At 62.3% G+C, this 24,547-nt stretch carries 22 protein-coding genes; 15 read left to right on the forward strand and 7 right to left on the reverse strand.

The genetic code is table 11. The features are described 5' to 3' along the window. Positions 1 to 13: 13 nt before the first annotated feature. The 11 genes from ATI14_RS07475 (at position 14) to ATI14_RS07525 (ending at position 13,680) form a co-directional block, all read left to right on the forward strand. On the forward strand, positions 14 to 1,372 hold the full coding sequence (locus tag ATI14_RS07475; protein ID WP_016969505.1) for a TolC family outer membrane protein: 1,359 nt from the start codon (positions 14 to 16) through the stop codon (positions 1,370 to 1,372). A gap of 41 nt (positions 1,373 to 1,413) precedes the next feature. Continuing rightward, entirely contained in the window at positions 1,414 to 3,570 is a 2,157-nt protein-coding gene (locus ATI14_RS07480) for a type I secretion system permease/ATPase (protein ID WP_026082973.1), read from the forward strand. Continuing rightward, complete coding sequence (locus ATI14_RS07485; RefSeq protein WP_016969503.1) at positions 3,560 to 4,924, forward strand: HlyD family type I secretion periplasmic adaptor subunit; 1,365 nt, start codon at positions 3,560 to 3,562, stop codon at positions 4,922 to 4,924. The genes ATI14_RS07480 and ATI14_RS07485 overlap by 11 nt, the downstream gene beginning before the upstream one ends. A 214-nt stretch (positions 4,925 to 5,138) precedes the next feature. After that, positions 5,139 to 6,032 carry a TauD/TfdA dioxygenase family protein gene (locus tag ATI14_RS07490; RefSeq protein WP_016969502.1) on the forward strand — a complete coding sequence of 298 codons (894 nt, stop codon included), beginning with the start codon at positions 5,139 to 5,141 and terminating at the stop codon, positions 6,030 to 6,032. Positions 6,033 to 6,053: 21 nt separating this feature from the next. Then, on the forward strand, positions 6,054 to 6,905 hold the full coding sequence (locus ATI14_RS07495; protein ID WP_016969501.1) for an ABC transporter ATP-binding protein: 852 nt from the start codon (positions 6,054 to 6,056) through the stop codon (positions 6,903 to 6,905). A gap of 11 nt (positions 6,906 to 6,916) precedes the next feature. Next, positions 6,917 to 7,768 (forward strand): ABC transporter permease, encoded by an 852-nt coding sequence (locus ATI14_RS07500; protein ID WP_016969500.1) that lies wholly within the window; start codon positions 6,917 to 6,919, stop codon positions 7,766 to 7,768. 51 nt (positions 7,769 to 7,819) lie between these two features. Next, positions 7,820 to 8,740, forward strand: a complete 921-nt coding sequence (locus ATI14_RS07505; protein ID WP_016969499.1) for a LysR family transcriptional regulator — start codon at positions 7,820 to 7,822, stop codon at positions 8,738 to 8,740. A gap of 216 nt (positions 8,741 to 8,956) precedes the next feature. After that, on the forward strand, positions 8,957 to 10,492 hold the full coding sequence (locus ATI14_RS07510; protein WP_016969498.1) for an MFS transporter: 1,536 nt from the start codon (positions 8,957 to 8,959) through the stop codon (positions 10,490 to 10,492). A gap of 15 nt (positions 10,493 to 10,507) precedes the next feature. Further along, positions 10,508 to 11,566 carry an HlyD family secretion protein gene (locus tag ATI14_RS07515; protein WP_016969497.1) on the forward strand — a complete coding sequence of 353 codons (1,059 nt, stop codon included), beginning with the start codon at positions 10,508 to 10,510 and terminating at the stop codon, positions 11,564 to 11,566. Beyond that, complete coding sequence (locus tag ATI14_RS07520; protein WP_016969496.1) at positions 11,563 to 13,008, forward strand: efflux transporter outer membrane subunit; 1,446 nt, start codon at positions 11,563 to 11,565, stop codon at positions 13,006 to 13,008. Before ATI14_RS07515 ends, ATI14_RS07520 begins: the two co-directional genes overlap by 4 nt. Positions 13,009 to 13,110: 102 nt before the next feature. Beyond that, positions 13,111 to 13,680, forward strand: a complete 570-nt coding sequence (locus ATI14_RS07525; protein WP_016969495.1) for a hypothetical protein — start codon at positions 13,111 to 13,113, stop codon at positions 13,678 to 13,680. Between the two features lie 49 nt (positions 13,681 to 13,729). Here ATI14_RS07525 and ATI14_RS07530 read toward each other — a convergent pair whose 3' ends face one another. The 5 genes from ATI14_RS07530 to ATI14_RS07550 all read right to left on the reverse strand — a co-directional run bounded on the left by ATI14_RS07530 (position 13,730) and on the right by ATI14_RS07550 (position 18,664). Next, entirely contained in the window at positions 13,730 to 14,401 is a 672-nt protein-coding gene (locus ATI14_RS07530) for a serine/threonine protein phosphatase (RefSeq protein ID WP_031319527.1), read from the reverse strand. Continuing rightward, a complete protein-coding gene (locus ATI14_RS07535) occupies positions 14,398 to 15,072 on the reverse strand; it encodes a hypothetical protein (RefSeq protein ID WP_016969493.1) in 675 nt (224 codons plus the stop codon). Before ATI14_RS07535 ends, ATI14_RS07530 begins: the two co-directional genes overlap by 4 nt. 26 nt (positions 15,073 to 15,098) lie before the next feature. After that, complete coding sequence (locus ATI14_RS07540) at positions 15,099 to 15,728, reverse strand: hypothetical protein (RefSeq protein WP_165448268.1); 630 nt, start codon at positions 15,726 to 15,728, stop codon at positions 15,099 to 15,101. A 69-nt stretch (positions 15,729 to 15,797) separates the two neighbouring features. Continuing rightward, positions 15,798 to 16,502, reverse strand: coding sequence for a DUF3142 domain-containing protein (locus ATI14_RS07545; protein WP_016969491.1), 705 nt, complete (start codon positions 16,500 to 16,502; stop codon positions 15,798 to 15,800). Then, complete coding sequence (locus ATI14_RS07550) at positions 16,499 to 18,664, reverse strand: PA5441 family protein (protein WP_016969490.1); 2,166 nt, start codon at positions 18,662 to 18,664, stop codon at positions 16,499 to 16,501. Before ATI14_RS07550 ends, ATI14_RS07545 begins: the two co-directional genes overlap by 4 nt. 159 nt (positions 18,665 to 18,823) lie before the next feature. On the opposite strand from ATI14_RS07550, the gene ATI14_RS07555 reads away from it, so the two are divergent. The 4 genes from ATI14_RS07555 to ATI14_RS07570 are packed head-to-tail and all read left to right on the forward strand — an operon-like array spanning position 18,824 to position 23,537. After that, positions 18,824 to 19,594 carry an efflux RND transporter periplasmic adaptor subunit gene (locus ATI14_RS07555; RefSeq protein WP_016969489.1) on the forward strand — a complete coding sequence of 257 codons (771 nt, stop codon included), beginning with the start codon at positions 18,824 to 18,826 and terminating at the stop codon, positions 19,592 to 19,594. After that, positions 19,591 to 20,910, forward strand: coding sequence for an efflux RND transporter periplasmic adaptor subunit (locus ATI14_RS07560; RefSeq protein ID WP_016969488.1), 1,320 nt, complete (start codon positions 19,591 to 19,593; stop codon positions 20,908 to 20,910). The genes ATI14_RS07555 and ATI14_RS07560 overlap by 4 nt, the downstream gene beginning before the upstream one ends. After that, entirely contained in the window at positions 20,910 to 23,006 is a 2,097-nt protein-coding gene (locus tag ATI14_RS07565) for a site-2 protease family protein (RefSeq protein WP_016969487.1), read from the forward strand. The genes ATI14_RS07560 and ATI14_RS07565 overlap by 1 nt, the downstream gene beginning before the upstream one ends. A gap of 15 nt (positions 23,007 to 23,021) precedes the next feature. Continuing rightward, positions 23,022 to 23,537 carry a GNAT family N-acetyltransferase gene (locus tag ATI14_RS07570; protein ID WP_016969486.1) on the forward strand — a complete coding sequence of 172 codons (516 nt, stop codon included), beginning with the start codon at positions 23,022 to 23,024 and terminating at the stop codon, positions 23,535 to 23,537. Here ATI14_RS07570 and ATI14_RS07575 read toward each other — a convergent pair. Both ATI14_RS07575 and ATI14_RS07580 read right to left on the reverse strand, forming a co-directional pair. Further along, positions 23,513 to 23,821, reverse strand: coding sequence for a hypothetical protein (locus ATI14_RS07575; RefSeq protein ID WP_016969485.1), 309 nt, complete (start codon positions 23,819 to 23,821; stop codon positions 23,513 to 23,515). The genes ATI14_RS07570 and ATI14_RS07575 overlap by 25 nt on opposite strands. Before the next feature lie 50 nt (positions 23,822 to 23,871). Next, a complete protein-coding gene (locus ATI14_RS07580) occupies positions 23,872 to 24,462 on the reverse strand; it encodes a phage tail protein (RefSeq protein ID WP_080520095.1) in 591 nt (196 codons plus the stop codon). Positions 24,463 to 24,547 lie beyond the last annotated feature (85 nt).

Genomic DNA, 24,547 nt, shown 5'->3' on the forward strand with positions numbered 1-24,547 from the left:
GGGGAATTTTTACATGCGTCTGCACCTGTTCAAGGCAATACCGTTCGTTCTCGCCGCCAGTTTTGTGCAAGCCCAAACATTGCCCCAGGCGATGCAGCAGGCCTTGGATGTGCACCCGGAAATTCAAGCCGGTGTGAACAGCCGTATCGCTGCCGACTACCAATTGCGCGCCGCCCAAGGGGGCTACCTGCCGCGCGTTGACCTGAACGCCGGTTACGGCCGTGAAGGCACCGACAACTCCAACACTCGCGCCGCCGCTGGCGCCAATGGCAACCAGTGGGATACCCACAACCGCGGCGAATCCAGCCTGCGCCTGCAACAGATGATCTTTGACGGTTTCGCCACGTCCAGTGAAGTCGGGCGCCAGCAAGCCAACGTCAACTCCCGGGCCTACTCGCTGCTGGGTACTTCCGAGCGCACAGGTCTGACCGTGGCGCAGGTGTACCTGGACGTGCTGACCCGCCGCGAGTTCGTGCGCCTGGCCGAAGAAAACCTGCGCAACCACGAACGCATCTACGACCAGATCAAACTGCGCACCCAGCGTGGCGTCGGCAACGGTGCCGACCAGGACCAGGCCGAAGCGCGTCTGGCCCAGGCCCGCAACAACCTGATCACCGAGCAGACCAACCTGGCCGACGCCCAGGTCAACTACCTCAGCGCCGTCGGCCAGATGCCCGACCAGCTTGAGCGCCCGGCCCCGTTCATGGCCATGTTGCCGGCTGACTTGAATGAAGCGCGCCGCCAGATGCTCGACAACAGCCCGATCCTGCGTTCGGCCGAATCGGACATCTCCGCTGCCGAGAGCCAGTACGAAGCGGCCAAGTCGACCTTCTACCCGCGCTTTGATGCCGAGCTTGGCACCAACGCCGACAACAACGTCGGTGGCGATGCCGGTCACAGCAATGGTTGGGAAGCCATGGTGCGCATGCGCTTCAACCTGTTCGCCGGTGGCAGCAACAAGGCTGACCTGCAATCGAAGTCGTATCAGACCAGCCAGGCGCTGGACATCCGCAACAACGCGCTGCGCCAACTCAATGAAGAACTGGGCCTGGCCTGGAACGCCTTGAACAACGCCAACGCGCAGTTGCCGGTGGCCCAGCAGTACGTTGACCACAGCACCCGCGTGCGTACGTCGTACCAGCAACAATTCAGCCTGGGCCAGCGTACCTTGCTCGACTTGCTCGACAGCGAGAACGAATTGTTCACCGCTTCCCGTCGTCTGGAAGAGATCAAGAACATTCAGTTATTTACTCAATATCGAATCAAGGCGACCATGGGCGAATTGCTCAAAAGCCAGGGTGTAGTCGCACCGATGGCCTCCGTCGTACAGAACGACGTGAAGCCTAAAGTCCAACTGCCCGGGATGAATTGAGCCACCCCCATAGCCCCATCTGTTAGTCGAGAGTGCACCGCGTGGAATCCGAAGTCAGTCGAGTTCATCTCAGTCATGATCCACGCACGCTGCACGACGACCCGTTACTCGACGGGTTGCTCGCACTCTGCGCCCTGCATCAAAAGCCGGCCAGTGCAGCCATGCTCACCACCGGCCTGCCGCTGCCTTTACAGCGGCTGAGCGCCGACCTGCTGCCGCGCGCAGCCGCCCGTGCAGGCCTGCAAGGGCGCTTGCTGCAACGCAAGCTCGAACAGATTCCCACCATTGCACTGCCGGCGCTGCTGTTGCTCAAAGACGGGCGCAGCACCGTACTGGTGGGCTGGCAGGGCGAAGACGAAGCCCGCATCCTGCTCGGCGAAAGCGACGGCGGTGAAGTGCTGGTCAAGCGCGACCTGCTGGCGGACGACTACATCGGCAAAGTTTTTTTCGCCCAGCCGCAGCACAAATTCGACGTCAACCACGGCAGCCTGATCCCGCGGGCGCGTTCGTGGTTTCGCGACACCCTCAAGCGCTCGCGATGGCTCTATACCGACGCCATCGCCGCCAGCTTTTTGATCAACATCATCGCCATGGCTGCGCCATTGTTCGTGATGAACGTGTACGACCGCGTGGTGCCGAACCAGGCCACCGCCACCTTGTGGGTGCTGGCCGTGGGTATCGGCGGCGCGTACCTGTTTGACCTGATCCTCAAAAGCCTGCGCAGCCTGTGCCTGGACCTGGCCGGTAAAAAGACCGACCTGATCATCTCGGCCACGCTGTTCGAGCGCATTGTGGGCATGTCCATGAAGTACCGCCCGGCACGGGTCGGCAGCTTTGCCCAGAACATTCATGAGTTTCAGAGCCTGCGCGATTTTCTCGCGTCGCTGACCCTTACCAGCCTGATCGACCTGCCGTTCACCCTGCTGATCTTCCTGGTCATCGCCATTCTCGGCGGGCACCTGGTGTGGATTCCGGTGCTGGCGTTCCCGCTTGCCCTGGGCATCGGCTACGCCCTGCAAAAACCGCTGGTGGCGACCATGGAAAAAACCATGGCCCTGGCGGCCGAGCGCCAGTCGAGCCTGATCGAAACCCTCGCCGGGCTGGACGCGGTCAAGGTCAACAACGCCGAAAGCGAGCGCCAGTACGGCTGGGAACAAACCATCGGCACCTTGAGCCGGCTTGAGCTGCGTGTGAAGTTGCTGTCGGGCCTGTCGATGAACATGACCCTGCTCATCCAGCAACTGGCCGGCGTGGTGATGATCGTGTTCGGCGTGTACCAGATCATCGACGGCAACCTCAGCATGGGCGGCCTGATTGCCTGTTACATGCTCAGTGGCCGCGCGTTGAGCCCGCTGGCCTCGCTGTCGGGCCTGTTGACGCGCTACCAGCAGGCCAAGGTCACCATGACCTCGGTCGACCAGATGATGGAGCTGCCCCAGGAGCGCAATTTCGAAGAGCGCCCCATGAGCCGTCGCACCCTGCAAGGCGCCATCGAGTGCCGGGGCCTGAACTTCACCTATCCGAACCAGCAGAATCCCGCGTTGAAAAACGTCAACCTGGTGGTCAAGCCGGGCGAAAAAATCGGCATCATCGGTCGCAGCGGCTCGGGCAAAAGCTCCCTCGCCAAACTGATCGTCGGCCTCTATCAGCCCGACTCCGGCGCCTTGCTGGTGGACGGCGTGGACGTACGCCAGATCGACGTCAGCGAACTGCGCCACAACATCGGTTACGTCGCCCAGGACATTCAGCTGCTGGCCGGCACCCTGCGCGACAACCTCGTCTCAGGCGCGCGCTATGTAGAAGACGAAATGGTCCTGCAAGCCGCCGAACTGGCTGGCGTGCACGAATTCGCCCGCCTGCACCCGCAAGGTTATGAGCTGCAAGTCGGCGAGCGCGGGCAGAACCTGTCCGGCGGCCAGCGCCAGAACGTCGCGCTGGCCCGCGCGCTGTTGCTCAACCCGCCGATCCTGTTGCTGGACGAACCCACCAGCGCCATGGACAACACCGGTGAAGAACGCCTGAAACAACGCCTGCAAGCCGTGGTGCAAAACAAGACCGTGGTGCTGGTGACGCATCGAGCCTCACTGCTCTCGCTGGTGGACCGCCTGCTGGTGGTCGACCGTGGGCAGATTCTCGCGGACGGCCCGAAAGCCGTGGTTATGGAAGCGTTGAAAAAGGGGCAGATCAGTGTTGCTTAACTCCATCAAAAGCGCGGTCGGCCGCTACTTCAAAGGCTCCGACTCGCTGCAGGGCCAACCCCTGCCCGAGGTCAACAAAGCGTTGATCGAAGACGCGCCGCGGGTTATCCGCCTGACCATCTGGGCGATTATCGCGTTCTTTATATTCCTGGTGGTGTGGGCGGGTTTCTCCAGCATTGACGAAGTCACCCGTGGCGACGGCAAGGCCATTCCGTCGTCCAAACTGCAAAAAATCCAGAACCTGGAAGGCGGTATCGTCTCCGAGCTGTACGTCAAGGAAGGCCAGATCGTTGAGGCCGGCGCACCGCTGATTCGCCTCGACGACACGCGCTTCGTGTCCAACGCCGGTGAAACCGAAGCCCTGCGCCTGGCCATGCAGCTGCGCGTCGAGCGCCTGAGTGCGCAAGTGGATGATCGCCCGCTGAACATCCCCGATGACGTGCTCAAGGCCGCGCCCAACCAGGCCGCCAGCGAGCGCTCGCTGTATGAAAGCCGCCGTCAGCAATTGAAGGACGAAGTGGGCGGCCTGCAGGAGCAACTGGTTCAGCGCCAGCAGGAACTGCGCGAGTTCACCTCCAAGCAGGGCCAGTACCGCAGCCAGCTGTCGCTGCAACGCCAGGAAATCAACATGTCCGAGCCGCTGGTGGCCCAGGGCGCGGTATCGCCGGTGGAAGTGCTGCGCCTCAAGCGTGCTGAAATGGAAACCCGTGGTCAGTTGGACGCCACCACCCTGGCGATTCCTCGCGCCGAATCGGCGATCAAGGAAGTGCAGCGCAAGATCGATGAAACCCGTGGCAAATTCCGCAGCGAAGCGCTGACTCAGCTCAACGAAGCCCGCACCGAGCTGAACAAGGCCGAGTCCACCGGCCGTGCGCTGGAAGACCGCGTCAGCCGTACCCTCGTCACTTCGCCGGTGCGCGGTATCGTCAAGCAATTGCTGGTCAACACGGTCGGCGGCGTGATCCAGCCGGGCAGCGACATGGTCGAAATCGTGCCGCTCAACGACACCCTGCTGGTGGAAGCCAAGATCCGCCCGCAAGACATCGCCTTCCTGCACCCGGGGCAAGAGGCAATCGTCAAATTCACCGCCTATGACTACACCATCTACGGTGGCCTGAAAGCCAAGCTGGAGCGCATCGGTGCCGACACCATCACCGATGAAGACAAGAAAACCACCTACTACATGATCACCTTGCGCACCGATCGCAGCCATTTGGGCACCGATGAGAAGCCGCTGCTGATCATTCCCGGCATGGTCGCCTCGGTGGACATCATCACCGGCAAGAAAAGCATCCTGAGCTACCTGCTCAAGCCGATCATCAAGGCGCGGGCCGAGGCGTTGCACGAGCGTTGATCTTCAGCGCCGGTATGGGCCTCATCGCGGGCAAGCCCGGCTCACACATTTGAATGTGCACACCCATCAAATGTGGGAGCTGGCTTACCTGCGATGGCGCCCTCAGCCCCACCGCAGATCCCAACCCTTAAGCATATCGATATTCACTAACGGTATTTAAGCGTCCCTTCTTATATCTATAAAGTCACTCCCCTGTCCGACCGGGAGTGCCCTCATGTCCGCCACCTCTACTGTTCCAACAGCGACCGCAAACCCCCAACGTTTCGAAATTCGCCCACTCCCCGGCAGCGTCGGCGCCGAGATCATCGGCCTGGACCTGTCCCGCCCGGTCAGCGACGACGACTTTAAGCGCATCCACCGCGCGCACCTGGACCACCACGTCGTGGTGTTCCGCGACCAACGCATCACCCCTGAGCAACAGATCGCCTTCAGCCGCCGTTTCGGTGTGTTGCAAATCCACGTGCTCAAACAGTTCCTGCTGGCCAACCACCCGGAAATCCTGATCGTCTCCAACATCATCGAAAACGGCCAATCCATCGGCCTGGGTGACGCGGGCAAGTTCTGGCACTCCGACCTGTCGTACAAAGAGCTGCCAAGCCTGGGCTCGATGCTGCACGCCCAGGAACTGCCGTCCGAAGGCGGTGACACGCTGTTCGCCGACATGCACAAAGCCTGGGACCAACTGCCCGAGCCCCTGCGCAAAGCCGTGGAAGGGCGTAGCGCCGCACATTCCTACACCGCGCGTTACAGCGAAACCAAATTCGAAGGTAACTGGCGCCCGACCCTCACCCCCGAACAGCTGGCCCAAGTGGCCGAAGTGGTGCACCCGATTGTGCGTACCCACCCGGAAAACGGCCGCAAGGCGCTGTTCGTCAGCGAAGGTTTCACCACCCGTATTGTCGGCCTGCCGGAAGACGAGAGCCGCGACGTGCTGGCCCAGCTTTACGCCCACAGCGTGCTGCCGGAAAACATCTACCGCCACCAGTGGCAACCCCACGACATGGTGTTCTGGGACAACCGCTCGCTGATCCACCTGGCTGCCGGTTGCCCGAGCCATCTGCGCCGCAAACTGTTTCGCACCACCATCCAGGGCGATGCGCCTTTCTGATTCCCCGGCAAGAGAGATGAAATGAACGCGCCCCTGCAAGGCCACGCGGCCAGCAAACCGATCACCGCCGAGCCGTTGCTGGCGGTGGATCACGTCAGCCTTGAATACCGCACCCCCGAGCGCGTGGTGCGGGCCACGCACCAGGTCAGCTTCGAGATCGACCCCGCCGACCGCTACGTGCTGCTCGGCCCGTCGGGCTGCGGCAAGTCCACCTTGCTCAAGTCCATCGCCGGGTTCATCAAGCCCTGCGAAGGCGAGATTCGTTTGCTTGGGCAAAAGGTCGAGCAACCGGGTCCCGACCGGATTGTGGTGTTCCAGGAATTCGACCAACTGCCGCCGTGGAAAACCGTCAAACAAAACGTGATGTTCCCATTGCTGGCGTCGAAAACCCTCAAGCGCCGCGAAGCCGAAGAGCGCGCGCTGTACTACCTGGAAAAAGTCGGCCTCAGCGCCTTCGCCGACGCCTACCCACACACCCTGTCCGGCGGCATGAAAGCCCGCGTGGCGATTGCCCGCGCGCTGGCCATGCAGCCGAAAATCCTGCTGATGGACGAGCCCTTCGCCGCCCTCGACGCCCTGACCCGGCGCAAGATGCAGGAAGAATTGCTGCTGCTCTGGGAAGAGGTGCGCTTCACCCTGCTGTTCGTCACCCACTCCATCGAGGAAGCGCTGGTGGTGGGCAATCGCATTCTGTTGTTGTCGCCACACCCCGGGCGGGTTCGCGCGGAAGTTCACAGCCATCAATACGACCTGCACAGCCTCGGCGGTGCGGAATTCCAGGCGTCGGCGCGGCGGATCCATCGCCTGCTGTTCGATGAAGCGCCCGAGGCCGAGCAAGAGCTGGGCTTCGCCGATATCCGCATTGCTTACTAAGGGGCCGACGTATGCGCCAGGAATTTGAAGTCAACCTCGAACCGCTGCTCACCGTCCCCGTGGAACGCGAGTTGCCGCTGCGCCAACGCTTATGGCAACAGGGCTGGCTGCGCAAAGGGCTGATCCTTATCGTGCTGGCGATTCTCTGGGAAGCCGTCGCGCGTTATCAGAACAATGATTTGCTGCTGCCAAGTTTCTTGCAGACCTCACAGGCACTGTTCGACGGCCTGCTCAGTGGCGAGCTGATCAGCAAGGTGAACATCTCGCTGGCGGTGTTGATCAAGGGCTACCTGATCGGCATTGTGCTGGCGTTCGCGCTGACCACGCTGGCCGTCTCGACCCAATTGGGCCGCGACCTGCTCAGCACCCTGACCTCGATGTTCAACCCGTTGCCGGCCATTGCTCTGCTGCCGCTGGCGCTGCTGTGGTTTGGCCTGGGGCAGAACAGCCTGATTTTTGTGCTGGTGCATTCGGTGTTGTGGGCGTTGGCGCTGAACACCTATTCGGGGTTTCTGGGCGTGTCCGAAACCTTGCGCATGGCCGGTCGCAATTACGGCCTCAAGGGCATGCGGTTTGTGCTGTTTATCCTGATCCCGGCGGCGCTGCCGTCGATACTCGCCGGGCTGAAAATCGGCTGGGCCTTTGCATGGCGAACCTTGATCGCCGCCGAACTGGTATTCGGTGCCACCAGCGGCAAGGGCGGGCTGGGCTGGTACATCTTCCAGAACCGCAACGAGCTGTACACCGACAAAGTGTTCGCCGGTCTGGCCGTGGTGATCCTCATCGGCCTGCTGGTGGAAAACCTGGTGTTCGACACCATCGAGCGGCTCACCGTGAAGCGCTGGGGCATGCAGCGCGGCTAACCCTGCTAGGATTGCACCCCATTCACTCTCCATTGATCAGGAGTGCCTGGCATGCAACTACCGGACATGAACCTGCTGGTCGCCCTCGACGCGTTGCTCGACGAGGGCAGCGTAGTGGGCGCCGCGCGGCGGATGAACCTGAGCCCGGCGGCGATGAGCCGAACCCTCACGCGCATTCGCGAGGCAGTGGGCGACCCGATTCTGGTGCGCGCCGGCCGTGGCCTGGTGCCGACGCCCAAGGCGCTGCAGTTGCAGGGCCAGGTGCGCAACGTGGTGGAGCAGGCGGCATTGCTGTTTCGCTCTGGCGATCAGGTGGACCTGAAAACCTTGCGTCGCCGGTTCAGCGTGCGGGCCAATGATTTTTTTATCGGCGTGTATGGCGGTCGGTTGTTCGACACCATGGAGCGCATGGCCCCGCTGTGCGAACTGTGTTTTGTGCCCGAGGCCGACACCGACGACGACGCCCTGCGTGAAGGCCGGCTGGACCTGCGGGTGAGCAACACCCCGCCGCCCAGCCCTGAAGTGAAGGTGCAGACACTGTTCACCACCCGCTTTGTCGGCCTGGCGCGCGAAGATCATCCTCTGTTTGACGAAGAAATCACCGCCGAACGCTTCGCCAGTTACTCCCATATCAGCATCTCGCGCCGCGGCAAAAATCGCGGGCCGATCGACACTGCGTTGAACGCCTTGGGCCTGGAGCGCCGCGTGGCGATGATCGCCCCCGGTTTTCACGGCGCCATGTTCATGCTGCCCGACTCCGACCTGCTGTTGCCGGTGCCCAAGGAAGCGCTGCTGAGCGCCAGCCGTCTGAAACTGCCGCTGCGCGCCTTTACGCTGCCGATCTCCTTGCCGACCCTGGTGTTGGCGCAATCCTGGCACCCGCGTTTCGACAAAGACCCGGCCCACAAATGGCTGCGCGAGACCATGCGCGAAAGTTGCCATGCCACCTGGCTCGAAGCCCAACCCAGCTGAAAGTGAATTCGGTCAATGTGGGAGCTGGCTTGCCTGCGATAGCGGTGGGCCAGATATCACTGGGCTGGCTGACAGACCGCTATCGCAGGCAAGCCAGCTCCCACAGGGGGCTGATAATTGCGTATGGCGCACTTATAAGCTTCCGACAAGTAACTTTTTGTCATGGATGTGCCTGATTAAACTGCCCGGGTACTGATTACTCCGAGTTGCCCGTTCATGACTTCCCTCGCTGCCCCCGCCCTCCAGGCTGCAGCCAAACCCACTGCCGTAACTCCGCCCGTGTTCGGCCCGCGCATCATCATCGGTCTGGTTGGCGTATTGCTGGCGGTGCTGGTGTCCGGTCTCAACGAGATGGTCACCAAGGTCGCCCTTGCCGATATCCGCGGTGCGCTCTATATCGGCTATGACGAGGGCACCTGGCTGGTCGCCGCCTACACCGCCACTTCCGTCGCGGCCATGGCTTTTGCGCCCTGGTGTTCGGTGACGTTCTCCCTGCGCCGTTTCACGTTGTGGGCCATCGGCGTGTTCACCGTGCTGGGCATCCTGTGCCCGTTTGCGCCGAACTACGAAAGCCTGCTGCTGCTGCGCACCGTGCAGGGCCTGGCCGGTGGCGCGTTGCCGCCGATGCTGATGACCGTGGCCCTGCGTTTCCTGCCCGCCAACGTCAAGTTGTACGGCCTGGCGGGTTATGCGCTCACCGCCACTTTCGGCCCGAGCCTCGGCACGCCGCTTGCCGCCTTGTGGACCGAATACGTCGGCTGGCAATGGGCGTTCTGGCAGATTGTCGCGCCGTGCCTGCTGGCCATGGCCGCCGTCGCCTACGGCCTGCCGCAGGACCCGCTGCGTCTGGAGCGCTTCAAGCAGTTCAACTGGCGCGGCCTGCTGCTGGGTTTCCCGGCGATCTGCATGCTGGTGATCGGCCTGTTGCAGGGCAACCGCCTGGACTGGTTCGAGTCCGGCCTGATCACCTTCCTGCTGTGTGGCGGCACGCTGTTGCTGGTGCTGTTCATGCTCAACGAGTGGTCGCAACCGATCCCGTTTTTCAAGCTGCAGATGCTCGGCCTGCGCAACCTGTCCTTTGCGCTGATCGTGCTGGCGGGCGTGCTGATGGTGCTGACCTCGGTGATCCTCATTCCGTCGAGTTTCCTGGCCCAGGTGCAGGGTTACCGTCCGCTGCAAACCGCGCCAGTGATGCTGCTGATGGCATTGCCGCAATTGATCGCGCTGCCGCTGGTGGCGGCGCTGTGCAACCTGCGCTGGGTGGATTGCCGCTGGGTCTTGGGCATCGGCCTGAGCATGCTGGTGCTGTGCTGCGTGGGCAGTTCGCAGCTGACGTCGGAGTGGATTCGTGACGATTTCTACGGCCTGTACCTGCTGCAAATCTTCGGTCAGCCCATGGCCGTGTTGCCGCTGCTGATGCTGTCCACCGGCAGCATCCAGCCCATGGATGGGCCTTTTGCCTCGGCCTGGTTCAACACCATCAAGGGCCTGGCCGCCGTGATCGCCACCGCCGTACTGGACACGCTGACCACCCGGCGCCTGCATTTTCACTCGACGATGCTGGTGGACGGCCTGGGTAACGCGCCCCTGGTCGACGGCGGCGCGCCGGGCCTGGCTCACCGCCTGCACGAGCAGGCCGTGGTGCTGACGTCTTCGGACCTTTATTACGTCATGGCCGCGGTCGCGGTGGCGTTGATTCTGCTGATTTTCTGGATGCCGACGCGGATTTTTCCACCGCGCGCACCGACCTAGCCAAAGGGACTTCCCATGAAACGCAAAGACAAAATTGCCGTCTCCGTCATCGCCGTGTTTGCCGTCGGCGTGCTGGTTTACCTGGTCGCGCCGGGCGTGCTGGGCAGCAAGCGCCAGACCACCAATGACGCCTTCATCACCGCCGATTTCACCCTCGTCGCGCCGCGTGTGGCGGGCTTCATCAAGGAGGTGCTGGTGGAAGACAACCAGCGCGTCAAGGCCGGCCAGCTGCTGGCCCTGATTGACGACCGTGATTTTCGCGCCGCCGCCCAGGCCGCTGACGCCGACGCCCTCGTCGCCCAGGCCCAACTGAAAAACGCCACCGCGACCCTGGAGCGTCAAAGCTCGGTGATCGCCCAGGCCCAGGCCACCGTGGCGGCAGACCGCGCCGAAATGGCGTTCGCCGAACATGAACTGAACCGCTACAACCATCTGGCCGGTGTCGGCGCAGGCACTGTGCAGAATGCCCAGCAAGCCAAAACCCGCATCGACCAGGCCACTGCGCGTCTGGCCAATGCCACGGCGGTGCTGGCGGCGGAGCGCAAGCAGGTGGAGATTCTGACGGCCCAGCGCGATGCTGCCGAAGGGGGGCTCAAACGCGCCCAGGCCGCGCTGGAGTTGGCCAGTTATCAACTGTCCTACACGCGCATCGTGGCGCCGGTGGACGGCATGGTTGGCGAGCGTGCGGTGCGGGTCGGCGCCTATGTGACGCCGGGCAGCAAAATCCTCGCGGTGGTGCCATTGACCGAGGCGTTTGTGGTGGCCAATTTCCAGGAAACCCAGCTGCGGCATATGCATGCCGGCCAAGCCGTGCAAGTGCGCGTCGACAGCCTTGACGGCGAGTCGCTCAAGGGCCATCTGGAAAGCCTGGCGCCGGCCACCGGCGTGACCTTTGCCTCGGTCAAACCCGACAACGCCACTGGCAACTTCACCAAGGTGGTGCAGCGCATTCCGGTGAAAATCGTGCTGGAGCCCAACCAGCCGCTGACCGAGCGCCTGCGGGTCGGCATGTCGGTGGAAGCCAGCGTCGACACCCAATCGGTCGCGCAGCAGCGCGAGGTGGCGCAGCAATGAAACACTTCGCCTGGCTCACCTTGAGCCTGATCAGCCTGAGCGCGTGCACCGTCGGCCCGGACTTCCACAAGCCCGAGCGCCCGCAAGTGACACAATGGGCCGAGCCCCAGGGCCGCCAGGCTGCCAGCCGCGCGGTGACCGACCCGTTGCAGGAGCGCTGGTGGGACGTGTTCCACGATGAACAGCTTTCGGCCCTCACGCGCCGCGCCATCACCGACAACCTCGACCTGAAACTGGCCAGCAGCCGCCTGCAACAAAGCCGTGCCGTGCGCCAGGTGACCACTGCCGAGCGTTATCCCAACGTCAATGCCACGGGTGATTACCTGCGCCAACGCGCCAGCGCCAAGGGCTTGAGCGATGCGTCGGGCCGCAATGGCCAGTCGGCCTATAACCAATGGGACATGGGCTTCTCCGCCGCCTGGGAGCTGGACTTCTGGGGCCGCGTGAAGCGCGAAACCGAAGCGGCGGATGCCACCCTGCAAGTCGCCGAAAACGACCGCCGCGCCGTGTTGCTCTCGGTGCTGGCCGAAACCGCTCAGGACTACATTCAACTGCGCGGCGTGCAAAACACCCGCGCCGTGACCGAGCAAAACCTCGACGTCGCGCGCCACAGCCTCAAGCTCTCGCAACTGCGCCTGGCCGACGGTGTGGCGACTGACCTGGACGTGGCTGAAGCCGCCGCCCAAGTGGCGGCCATCGAAGCGCGCCTGCCGGATTTGCAGCAACGCCAGGACCAGTTGATCAACGCGTTGAGCCTGTTGATGGGCGAGCCGCCGCAAGCCTTGCACGCGCAACTGTCCAGGGACGGCGCCGTGCCGCAAAGCCAACGTCAGGTCGCCATTGGCCTGCCGTCAGAACTCGCCGAACGTCGCCCGGATATCCGCCAGGCCGAAGCGCGCCTGCATGCCGCGACCGCCAGTATCGGCGTGGCCAAGGGGGATTTTTATCCGCGTATCACGCTGTCCGGCAGCCTCGGCTCCCAGGCCCTGCAACTGTCGGATTTTGGCTCCTGGGGCTCCCGCGCGTTTGCCTTCGGCCCGCAATTGAGCCTGCCGCTGTTCAATGGCGGGCGCCTGCAAGGCATGGTGAATTTGCGCGAAGCCCAGCAACAGGAGGCCGCGCTGGCGTATCAGCAAACCGTGCTGCGCGCCTGGCATGAAATCGACGACCAACTGACCCGCTACAACGCCAGCCAACTGCGCCGCGACAGCCTCGCTGAAGCCGTGCGCCAGAACCAGATCGCCCTGGCCACGGCGCAACATCAGTACGTGGAAGGGGTGGTGGATTTTGTCAACGTGCTCACCGTACAAAGCGCCCTGCTGGCGACGCAGGAGCAGTGGGTGGAAAGCTCCACGGGCGTGTCGCTGGCCATGGTCGGGTTGTACAAGGCACTGGGCGGCGGCTGGGAATCGGTGTATCCGCTGCAGACTGTTCAGCGTTGATTTGAAACGTTTTGATGTAGGAACTCTCTTGATTTTGACATAGGTGAAAATGCTGGAAATTTGAGGGTTAGTCTTTCAGATTAATCCTCAAGAGCCTTCCCTATGACTGTTTCTGAAAACCCTTACACGGCACCGCAGGCTGACTTAAGCCTGCCAGTAGATAGTCCTGCCACTTTTTTTGTCGTAGCACCGCGCAAATTTGTGGTGATGGTGTTGTTGTCCCAGGGCTTCTACGGGTTTTACTGGTTGTACAAACACTGGAGCATCTATCGTGCCGCAACCGGCGCCCGAGTGTTGCCGCTGGTTCGGGCATTTTTCTCGTTTTTGTTCGTTTACGCGCTTGTGATGAAAATCAAGAATGCGCTTGATTTGAAAGCGTTGCCTTATCGGTGGCTGCCGCGTTGCTATGCACTGGGCTGGATAACCAGCGCGTGTTTACCCTTCACCTATATTTGGTTTGTTTCGCCTTTTACCGCATTGAAGCTGGGCTTCTGCTTCGCCATTATCCAGGTCTCAATGGGCGCGCAGATTCAGTGCGCGGTAAATCACTTGGAAAATGATCCCCAAGGCAAAGCTAACTGCCGTATTACTTGGGCTAATGGAATCTGGATCGCCATCGGCGTTAGTTTCTGGGTGATTGGAATAACCTCTGCGCTCAAATCTCCCATATAGGGTTCCTTGTTGGCGACTACTGACTACTCCTATCGCCGGCTGAACGGGCTCAACTCTGCAACAACATAAAGGTCACGTCGTCTTCCGCCGCGTAGGCGTCGAGGCTGCCTGTGGTAATGGCCGCTAGTTGGCTTTCAGGCGAGAGTTCAGCCCAGAATCCGTCTGTTGCCAAAATCCATGTTGTGTCCGGGGCTATGAGCAACGTTTCTACACACGGCTCATGGTGCCTTCGACGGCTCATGCAGTTGAGCAGTTTTTTACGGGTTGGGTTGTTCGCGATGAGCGCGTGGCTCAGATCGCCTTTCCAGTTTGGGCCGCAGTGAGGTGGCGTCAGCCAGGTCAGGCGTTGACGCTTTTTCATATATCCCAGGCAGCAGTCTCCGGCGTGAATGGAAATTGCTGTTTGGCCAACAACCAGTAACACAAGGTAACTGGTGGAGGCGATAGGGAAGTCAGGGCACAAGTTTGAATGCACTTCATCGAGCAAACTCAGCGTCAACTTTAATGCCGTATCGGGGCAAGCTACTTCGACGGGGATTGCTTGGGAAAAGGACCCAAGTACATGTTGGGTCATGGCCTTCGCCAACTCACCACTCCCGGGCTTGCAGGACCCGTCGGCAATAACATAAAGGCTTGTATCAGCATTGTGTGCTGAGCCGCTGGCATCGCGATTTTCTGATGAGTGGGATCCTTTGCGACTGAGACTTAAACGAATGATCAAGCGTGCGCTCCGAACCCAACCAAGGCATTGAGGCGCTCGTAAATCAGTGTTTCTCGATCAACATCTTGAGCAGTGCTTTGAATCACGTCCCCAAAGGCCTTCAGCCTTAGCAGTCCCGAGAGTTGATCGCTCACGAAGCGTCGCAGATCGGCGGGTGCTTCTTTCACTTCCGCGGTTAACTCTTCCCGGCCATCCAATAGGGCAATGATGTCTTCAATGTCATTGGACATCAGCACATCACCCTGTCCACGCCCTTGGTAAGCCTGAAGCTTTGCGGCGAGAAACCACGGTGCAGCAAATACCTTGATCGGCATTCCGTTGGGGAGTACGTAGGCAATGGCATTTTTCAGCCCGCCAATAAACCAGGTATTGGTAAAGCCCAATACTTTCTCATCGGTCGGCATGAAATCGACTTTCAAGGCGCCTAGCCGTAAACGGCAAGTAACCGAATCCTGGCCGGTATTCTTGAAACCTCGGGACTTCAGGCTTTCTTCCAGCCGATACCAGTCAGCGGTACCCGTCAGATGGATGACAAGATCCACATCGTCCGTACCGCGAATTGACTCAAGGGTGTATTCGTCGGTGATGAGCAAAACGGTGGTGCATCCGCCGACAAAAGCGACTTGCTCACGCAAGTCCGTACCCAACGCCTCGGCAACCGCTTCGAGCATTTGCAGCATCATTGCGCGGTTGGACGTCACAGAATCCACTCCCGCAGCATCGCGTCGGCGACTTTGGCTTCGCGTGGGCCGCCAATGCGGATGGCGTCCACGAGGGCCAGGAAATGGTAAAGACGTTCGTCTTTTTTTACGGCGCCAGGAACTGTTTTGTACAACGGTGTGATTTCCTGGCCTTTGTTTTTTCCGTATGCGTCAGGCCAGACCGGAATGAGATCGCCGCCACTGATCACTTTGCCCGCGAGGACAGGCGCTGCAAATGCGGTAGGTATGCCGCGCACGACTGGCCCGGGCTTTGCGGGAAAGACGTAACGAATGCCGTATCGAACGAAGTCCAAAAGTGCATCGCTTCTGACAGTGGGTTGACCACTCATGCGGTCGTTATGAATGAGGCCGATATCTCGACATCGATTCAATGAGTTCGATACCTCACTTTTGCTCAAGGCCAGCGAAGCTGAAAGGGCACGGACGGAATAGCTTTCACTATTGTGCATGATGGGGACTTCATCAACAGTGTCTTCCCAGCCTTTCCAGTCCTGGGGCTGGCTAAGATTGGCCTCCTCGGTATCTCTTTGGTTTGCCCGCTCCTCTCTTGCTTGAAGGTCCAGGCTAATTAATTTGAATAAAATTACGATGTCCTGACTTTTCATATCGACCTGCGAGTAGTGTCCATCGTCCATGGACCGTGGACACTTTCTTGCATAGAGTTGACACGAATGTCAACGATTCTGCAAAAACACCACATACCCCCGAAACCATTCATTGCCCTCAAGATACCCCGGCGCCTGCCACACCCCGCCTTGAATCAGCCCGACCTTGAACGGCAACCCCAGCCGGTTCACGCGCGGCAGATACGCCGCGTAATCAGGGATGCTGTGCCTGCCTTGATACGTTTGCACCACCACTTCATCCACCACGCCTTTGAGCTGGGCGATGGCGGCGGGGTCGGCGTTGCTGCTCCAGTCCATCAAGCCGGTGATGCTCAGTTTCAGGTCGGCGGGCAGGCGCTGGCGCAGGTCGCGCAGGAAGTCGGCGTAGTCGTGCAGGTATTGGGTGCGGGCGTCGAAGTCGATCTGGATGCCGACCACCGGGTTGCCCGCATCACGCCAGCGTTGCACCTGGCCGAGCAGTTGGCGGTAGACGTGTTCCGGCCAATGCAACGTGTGAGCGCGGTAGACCACCCAGATTTCGCCACGGGTGAAGCGCGGCACGCTCATGCCCTGGGCGATCAGTTGCACGCCGCGCGCGGGGGCGCGGCGGGTGGAGTTGATCTGGCCCTGCAGGATGTACAGGGTTTTCGCCTGCTTGAGCACCGGCTGCGGTGTCACGCCGCTCCACAACCAAAAGGCGTCGTAGTCGCGGGCATCAACGGCGCCGAAGGCCGGGCTTGCCAGTAACAGCAAGCCGAGCCACAGGTGCTTCACCAGTAGTACTGCAGCGATTTGCCCCACTCGGTGTCGGCAAAGCTGCTTTTCAACTGGCGGAACCATGCCTTGCGCACCTTCGGTTCCACGTCGGCGCCACCGCAGCTGTTATAGCCGGACGGCGCGTAGCAGTTGATGGCGCGAAACAGTGCGTAAGCCTTGTCAGTTTTCGGCGCCTTCGCGTTGGCGATCACCTGCTTGTAGCCGTCGAGCCGCGAGAAGGTTTCCCCCGGGAACTGCGAGGCGGTGCTGCCCAGGCTGCCGGCCGCCCGCGCTTGTTCAAGCGGCATGCCGTCGAGGCCGTTGCGCAGGATAAATTCGCCGAAGCAATTCAAGGCCTGCGGGTTCTTCGCGTCGTTCTGCAAGGTCGCGGCGGTTTGCGCGATGCTCGGGCAGGCGTAGCCGGACTCGGCTTTGTCGCCGTTCCACTGGAACAACTTCAGGCTTTGGCCCGCGCTGTAGACATAGCCCAGGCTGGTGCCCAGTTTGTCTTCGGGCGCCGCTGCCGGCAGTTGTTTGAGGTCGTCGGCGAAGGTCGCGAACTGGCCGCGCAGCAGGTCTTTATAAAGCAGCACGAACTGCGCGGTCTGGCGTTCCACCGGGTCGCTGGCCTGGGTGATTTGCTGGCGCAGCAGGTCAGGGCCGGCGACGTTGCGCAGCAAGATATACCGCACCTGCCTGGCCGTGATGGGCGAGTCGGCGGCGAACACCTTGGCCAACTGGCCGCTGCGCTCGTAGTTCATCGCCAGGGCCAATTCCAGCTGGTCGCGTTGCAGCGCCAGCTTGGCCAGCGGCAGCAGTTGCAGCCACAGGTCTTGCGCGCCTTTCCAGTCGTTTTTGGCTTCCAGGGCGAGGGCGCGCAGGGTTTGTTGGCTGAAGGCAAAGTAGTTCAGGTTCGACGGCACGTTCTGCGGCAACCGCTTCAAGGCCGCGTCCGGGTCATGCTCGGTATACAGCGCGTTCACGGCGAGCAGGTAGTCATAAAGTTCGGGCGCGTCGCCAAACGCGGCTTTTTGTTTTTCCAGGTCGCTGCGGGCGAGGGCAGGCTGGCCGCCGCCGCGCATCACCATCAGGTCGCTGACAAACTGCAGCATCGGCGTCTTGACGGTGTCGCTGTTGACCATCAGGAATTTCAGGTCGGTTTCTTCCACCAACTCGTCGAGGCTCAGGTTGCGCTGCGCGTCCGTCGCCTGAGTCAATTGCCAGGCGTAGGCGTCGGCGAGCTTGTCGTTGTCATTTGCCAGCCAGTACACCCGGCGCAGCAAGCCGCGCGCGGAGGCACTGTATTCACCCTGTGGATACGTTTTCAGGTAAGTACCGAAGCCCTCTTCGGCGGCCGCCAATGCAGGTTTATCCACACGATCAAGCCGGGGCACGCCCTCGTCGTCGTAGACATTCTCCTGGGCCAGGTTCAGCGCATTGCGCGCAACCATGTACACCGCCGCCTCTTTGAGCCACGGCGAAGATGCGTTCTGCAGGGCGGCGAAACCTGTGCCGGCCTCGGCAAAGCGCCCGGTATAGAAGTCGGCAGCCGCTTGCAGGTAGGTGCCAAACAGTTGGCCTTGCGGCGACTGGATGGCTTGCGCGGGTGCTATCACTGGCCCGGTCCATTCGCACGCGGTGAGCACTTGCAGGCGCGCCTTGACCAACAGGTCGCGCTCGGCGGCAGGCAGGTCGGCCTTGATCACCTGGCTGACAAACGCAGTCGCGCTGGCATCATCGTTGCTGCGGCAGCGGCTGCCTTCGCCATTCAGGAAGGCATCGCCAGCGGCTTTTTTGTCGGCACGCTGGATGCCCAAGGGTTCGATCAGCGCATCAAGGGTGAGCGCTTTGGGATCGACCGCAGGGCTCTCGGCTTCGCCTTCCGCGCGCGGGGCGAGGCGGTACACCGGAAACGGCACCGGGCCGAAGCCCTGGGACAGGTCATCTTCGCCCAGCGTACCGGGGGTCAGCGGTGCGTTCTTTTTGTCGGCCAGCAACAGGCGCAGGTTGACCCGGCTGTCGTTGCCGGGGCTCAGGAAGGGCAGGTTGCTGCAAGTGTCCAGGGTGTCGCGCGACACACGCCAGTCGGGGTAGCACGAGTCGTCCGAACTCGCCCGGGCCTGGAGGGAAATACCGGCAAGCAGGGCCAGTGCCAAAGGTGACAAAAAACCGATACGCATGACGTGTCCTTGATCCTGAGTCCTTGGAGGGGGCCAATCATAGCTTGATCCGACAAGGGCATCGGTGAAGGCCTACACAAATTGCTGATTTGTCCGATTTTTGGTAGTGGCAATTTAACCTCCCTGACATAGACTGCCCTCATCGTCAGGGAGGATCGTATGAAGCATGTGCGCGTATGGACGTTGAGTTTTACCTGCCTGATGGGCATGGCCTCGGTGGCCGTGGCGGACGACCCGCTGCTGGCCCCTGCGCCTGCAGCCACCACGGGGGCTGATGAGGCGCGCGGCGTGTTGCGCGCCCGTGACCAGGCGATGCTGGCCAGCGAATTGTCGGGGCGTATCGTCGAACTGCCGTTCAGCGAAGGCGAGTCCTTCAAGAAGGGCGACACCCTGGCGCGTTTTGATTGCTCGGCCTACCAGGCCCAATTGAATGCCGCCCAGGCCGCCAGCCGTGGCGCCGGTGAAGAGCTGGCGCACAACAAGCAACTGGCTGCGCTCAATTCCGTCGGGCGTTTTGAAGTGGCGCGCGCGGAAGCCAAACTCACCGAAACCCAGGCCCAGTCCCAGGTTTACCAGGTGCAGGTCAAGCGCTGCAGCGTGCTGGCGCCGTTTGACGGCCAAGTGGTGCAGCGCAAGGTGCAGCGCTACGAAAGCGTGTCCGCCGGCGCGCCGTTGCTGGAAATCGTCGACAACCACAGCCTGGAAATCCACCTGCTGGTGCCGTCGCGCTGGATGGGCAAACTCAAGCCCGGCCAGACCTTCAATTTCACCCCCGATGAAACCGGCCAGGCGTTCAGCGCCACGGTCAAACGCCTTGGCGCGCGCATTGACGAAGGCAGCCAGACGCTGTTGCTGGTCGCCACTTTGCCCAATGCCAGCGGCTTGATGGCCGGCATGAGCGGCACGGCCCACTTTGCGCAACTGCAATGAACGCGCCCCTGCCGGGCAACACCGAGCGGGTGTTCGCGCAGTTCCTGGACCTTGAGCGCCAGACCCGCGCCGCGCGTACCACCGAGCAACTGGCCTACAGCCTGGTCAATGACAGCCAGCCGTTGTTCGGCTATCGGCATGCGGCGCTGTTGATCGCCGGTAAGGTGCAGGCGGTGACCGCGGTGAGCAGCGTCGATCCGAATGCGCCGTTCGTGGCCTTCGTCGAGCAGGCCGTGGCGCAGTTGCACAAGCAGGGGCTGGGCCAGGCCGCCCGCGTGGTGCCGGCCGGGCAATTGAGTGAGGCGGTACAGGCCGACTGGCAGAGTTTGTCGGCCGGCCACGTGTTCTGGCTGCCGCTGATTGACCCGCAAGGCCGCGTATTCGGTGGCTTGTGGCTGGCGCGGGAAGTGCCGTGGAACCCGGCCGAACAAATATTGCTGGCGCAACTGGGCGACACCTACAGCCATGCCTGGCACGCGTTGCAACCTCGCCAGCCGTGGCGGTTGCGCCTGACCCGTAAACGTCAGGTGGCGGTGGTGGTGGCGTTGCTCTTGCTGCTGCTGATTCCGGTGCGCCAGTCGGTGCTGGCGCCCGCCGAAGTGGTGCCGCTGGCCGGGCAAGTGGTGGCGGCGCCGCTGGATGGGGTGATCGCCGAGTTTCTGGTCAAGCCCAACCAGACGGTCAAGACCGGCGACCTGCTGCTGCGTTTTGAAAGCACCACGCTGACCGCCCAGGCCGACGTGGCGGCGCGTGCGCTGGGCGTGGCCGAGGCTGAATTGAAGGCCAATGCCCAACGCGCGTTTGCCGATGCCGAATCCAGCTCGCGCATCGACCTGCTGGCTGCCCGCGTCGAGCAAAAACGCGCCGAACGCGACTACGCCCGCGAGTTGCTCAAACGCAGCGAAGTGCGTGCCGAGCGCGACGGCATCGCCGTATTCGCCGATGCCGAGCGCTGGACGGGCAAGCCGGTGCAAACCGGCGAGCGCCTGTTGCAGATCGCCGACCCCGGCCAGGCCGAGTTGCGTATCGAACTGGCAGTGGGCGATGCGATTGCCCTGGCGCCAGATGCCCAGGTGGCGCTGTTCCTCGACAGCGACCCGCTGCAACGTCACCTCGCCACGCTGCAACGCGCGGCGTATGAAGCGCAGCCCACGCCGGGCGGGCAATTGGCGTATCGGCTGGATGCGCAATTCGATGAGGCGCCGCCGCGTATCGGCCTGCGCGGCACCGCAAAAATTTTCGGTGACCGCGCGCCGCTGGCTCTCTACCTGTTGCGTCGGCCGCTGGCAGGCCTGCGCCAGAGCGTCGGCCTGTGATGAACCTGCCCCCACTGCGCGAAGACCTGCAGTTGTCCAGCGCCGGTGCGGCGCTGGATGGCTCGCCACGCTGGACCCTCGCCGACCCGGTGCGCGGGCGTTATTTCAAACTCGGCGCCACTGCCATTCGCCTGCTGCGCCATTGGTCGTTGGGTGACCCGGAAAAGGTTTTGCAAGCCGCCAACCGTGAGCCCGGCTTGCCGCTGGGCGGCAGTGAAGTCGAAGCGTTGCTGGGCTTTCTGCGCGCCCATGACCTGATCGGCGCCCTCGACCCGGAGCAGCGCGCCAGCTACGTCTATAAGGCCGCCGCGCAAAAACAGAGCCTGGGCAAAGTGCTGTTGCATCAATACCTGTTCTTCCGTATTCCGCTGTGGCGTCCGGACGCGTTTCTCAACCGTGCGTGGCCCTGGCTGGCGCGCTTCGGGCCGGGGCTGTTGCGCTACGGTTTGCCGATCATTCTGGGGCTCGGTGTGTTTCTGGTGGCGCGGGATTGGCAGCGCTTCCTGGCGACATTCCCGCACTTGTTCAGCCTCGGCGGCGCGCTGGCGTTTGGCGTGGCGCTGTTCTTCGCCAAGCTGTGCCATGAGTTCGGCCATGCCTTCATGGCCAAGCGCGCCGGCTGCCGGGTGCAAAGCATGGGCGTGGCGTTCATGGTGCTGTTGCCGATGTTCTACACCGACGTGAGTGACGCCTGGCGGGTCAATGACCGGCGCGCGCGGCTGATGATCGGCGCCGGCGGGGTGATGGCCGAATTGTTGCTGGCGTGCGTCGCCCTGCTGGTGTGGTCGCTGCTGCCGGACGGCCCGGCGCGCACGGCGGCGTTCATGCTGGCCAGCGCCACGTGGCTGACCACCTTGGCGGTCAACCTCAACCCGTTCATGCGTTTTGATGGTTATTTTTTGATCAGTGACTTGTGGGGTGTGGATAACCTGCAAGGCCGCGCTTTTGCGCTGTGCCGCTGGCGCCTGCGCGAGTGGCTGTTCGGCTATGGCGAACCGGCACCGGAACCCTGGTCGCCGGGCATGCAGCGGCGCTTGTTGTGGTGGGGTTACCTGGCGTGGCTGTGGCGCGCGGCGTTGTTTTTGGGGATTGCGCTGGCGGTGTATCACCTGTTCTTCAAGATGCTCGGGATCTTCCTGATGCTGGTGGAACTGGTGTGGTTCATCTTTCTGCCGATCTTCAAGGAATGGCGCGAATGGTGGAGCCGCCGCAGCCAGGCCCATGGGCCACGGGTGCTGCTGAGCAGCCTGGGGCTGGTGCTGATCGTGCTGGCGCTGGTGGTGCCGTGGCGCAGCGCGGTGGAGCTGCCGACCATGCTCGAAGCCGGGCGCGCCAGTGCCTTGCATGCGCCGGTGGCGGCGCGGGTCAAGCAGTTGCGCGTGGTGGACGGGCAGGTGGTGACCCAGGGCCAGGTGTTGATCGAGCTGGAGTCGCCGGACCTGGATGCGCGCCAAGGCATCGTGCGCCGTGAGGTCGACATCTTGCAGCTGCAGATGCGCCGCCAGGCCGGGCGCAGTGAAACGGCGGCGGACGCCGGCATCAATGATCAACGCCTGTCCCAGGCCCTGGCCGAATACCGTGGCCTGGCTGCCCAGCGCGAACGCTTGCTGTTGCGCGCGCCCCACGCCGGCACCGTGCGTGACGTGTTGCCGCAACTGAGCGTGGGCCGCTGGTTGTCGCCCAAGGACGCGCTGACGCAAGTGGTGGAAGAGGGCGCGCGCCTGCGCGGTTACCTGGCCGAGGCCGAGTTGTGGCGCGTAGCGCCGGGAGCGACTGGGCGGTTTATTGCCGATGACCCGATGCACGCCGCGATCCCGGTGGAACTGACGGACATCGACGCCAACGGCGTGGCCTATTTGGACCAGGAGGCGCTGACGTCCGACCATCACGGCCCGATTGCCGTGCGCCGTGACGAAAACCAGCGCCCGGAGCCGGTGCAGGCACAGTACGGCGCGCGCATGAAAAGCCTGCAAACGATTGAAACGCCCCATCAACCGTTGCGTGGCGTGGTGGTGCTGCAAGGGCGCGGCGAATCGGTATTGGGGGTGGCCTGGCGTCGTGCGGCGGCGCTGGGCGTACGGGAAAGCGGGTTCTGACAGGAGTTGAACGCGATGTTGAACAAGGAAGCAGGCTCTGCGCAGGGCCTGCAAGTGCGCCCGTCACGCAGCAGCGACGGGCCGTTTTTGCAGGGCCTTTACCGCTCGGCGCGCGCGGATTTGCAGTGGATCGACGGCGAGCAGGCGTTGGTGGAAGAGGTGATCGCCCAGCAGTTCCAGGTCCAGGAAAAGGGCATGGACGAACATTTTCCCGGTGCCTTGCATTACGTCATCGAAAAGCTGGGTACGCCGATTGGCGCCTTGAGTGCCGACTTCGGGCCCCATGAAATCCGTGTGCTGTACCTGGCGTTTATTCCCGCCGCACGCGGTCAGGGTTTTGGCCGCGCGGTGCTGCAAGGCGTGCAACGGGCCGCCACACAGGTGCTGTGCTCGGTGACCACCGTGGTGTGGGCCAGTAACCCCCATGCGCGCCAGCATTACCTGGCGCTGGGGTTTCGGGTGGAGGAAGAGACGCAGGCTGCGCAGCGCCTGGCGTGGTACCCGGCTCAGTTGAACACGATGCAGAAGTAACCGCGCCCGCTGTCACGGCCCATGGCCGGCTCGCGTGACACAAACACGTCTTCGAGGCAGGCGTCGGCCAGTGGCAAACGGCACAGGCCGTCAACGAAGTCCGTGGGCGTGAGGCTTTCCAGCAGTACACGGAATGCACCGCGCGAGCTGCCGGGAACAGTCGCCCTGGGCGCATCCGTAAGGCTTTGGATCTGGATCGGCAGTGCCGAGCCGTCGGGCAGGTACAGCACGCTGGTGTGATCCAGCAGAGGCCGGAAATGTTCCGGGGTGACCAGGTTCAGCATGGTTGGGCTCCGTTTCACAAGTGCCGGGGCCCGCAAGCCCCGGCCAAAGGTTAGCTGCGCGACGGAAAGATTCCGTTGAGGGCAATGCTGAAGTTGATCGCCAGGAACGGGTTCATGATGCCCATGGGCTGGCCTTGGCCGGTGGGGGTGATCGCGCCTCCGGTCACGGCGTTACTGACCCCTTTGAGCGGCACGGGCGTGGCGCCTTGCTGGTCGGAATAGATTGAAGCACTGCCCGGCCCGCCGCCGGAAGCACCGATAAACGAGTTGGTCGCGGTGGGGATTGTCACCGGGTTGCTGGCCGTGATCGTCAGTTGTACCGAGGTGTTGACGGTGAGTGGTGTCATCGCATGTGTGTGGTTGGGCAGGTTGAGCAGGGTGGCGGTCACGGATTCCGTTCCGGAGGCCTCCCCGATCACGCGGGGGGACAGGCCGGCGCCGCTGCCCTGGCCGATGGGCATGCGGCCTTGCAGGTTGGGCAGCAGAAACGTCGTCGTGCCATTGCCGCCGTAATTGACGCCCAGCAGCGCAAACAGCGCCTGGTACTGGGAGATGGGCATGGTTTGACCGGCGCACAGAGCCCAGTCCCTGGGGGCGAAATCAAATGCAAAGGGTTGAATGGTGCCGATGAATACTTCCATTGATCGTTCATCCTTGTGGTTGGCTAATACGGTGTGTGACGCCAAGTGATCTGGTGTCATCGCAGAGCGTAGTCGCAGCTTTTGC

The sequence above is a fragment of the Pseudomonas tolaasii NCPPB 2192 genome (genome assembly GCF_002813445.1).
GTDB classification, from domain to species: Bacteria; Pseudomonadota; Gammaproteobacteria; order Pseudomonadales; family Pseudomonadaceae; genus Aquipseudomonas; species Aquipseudomonas tolaasii.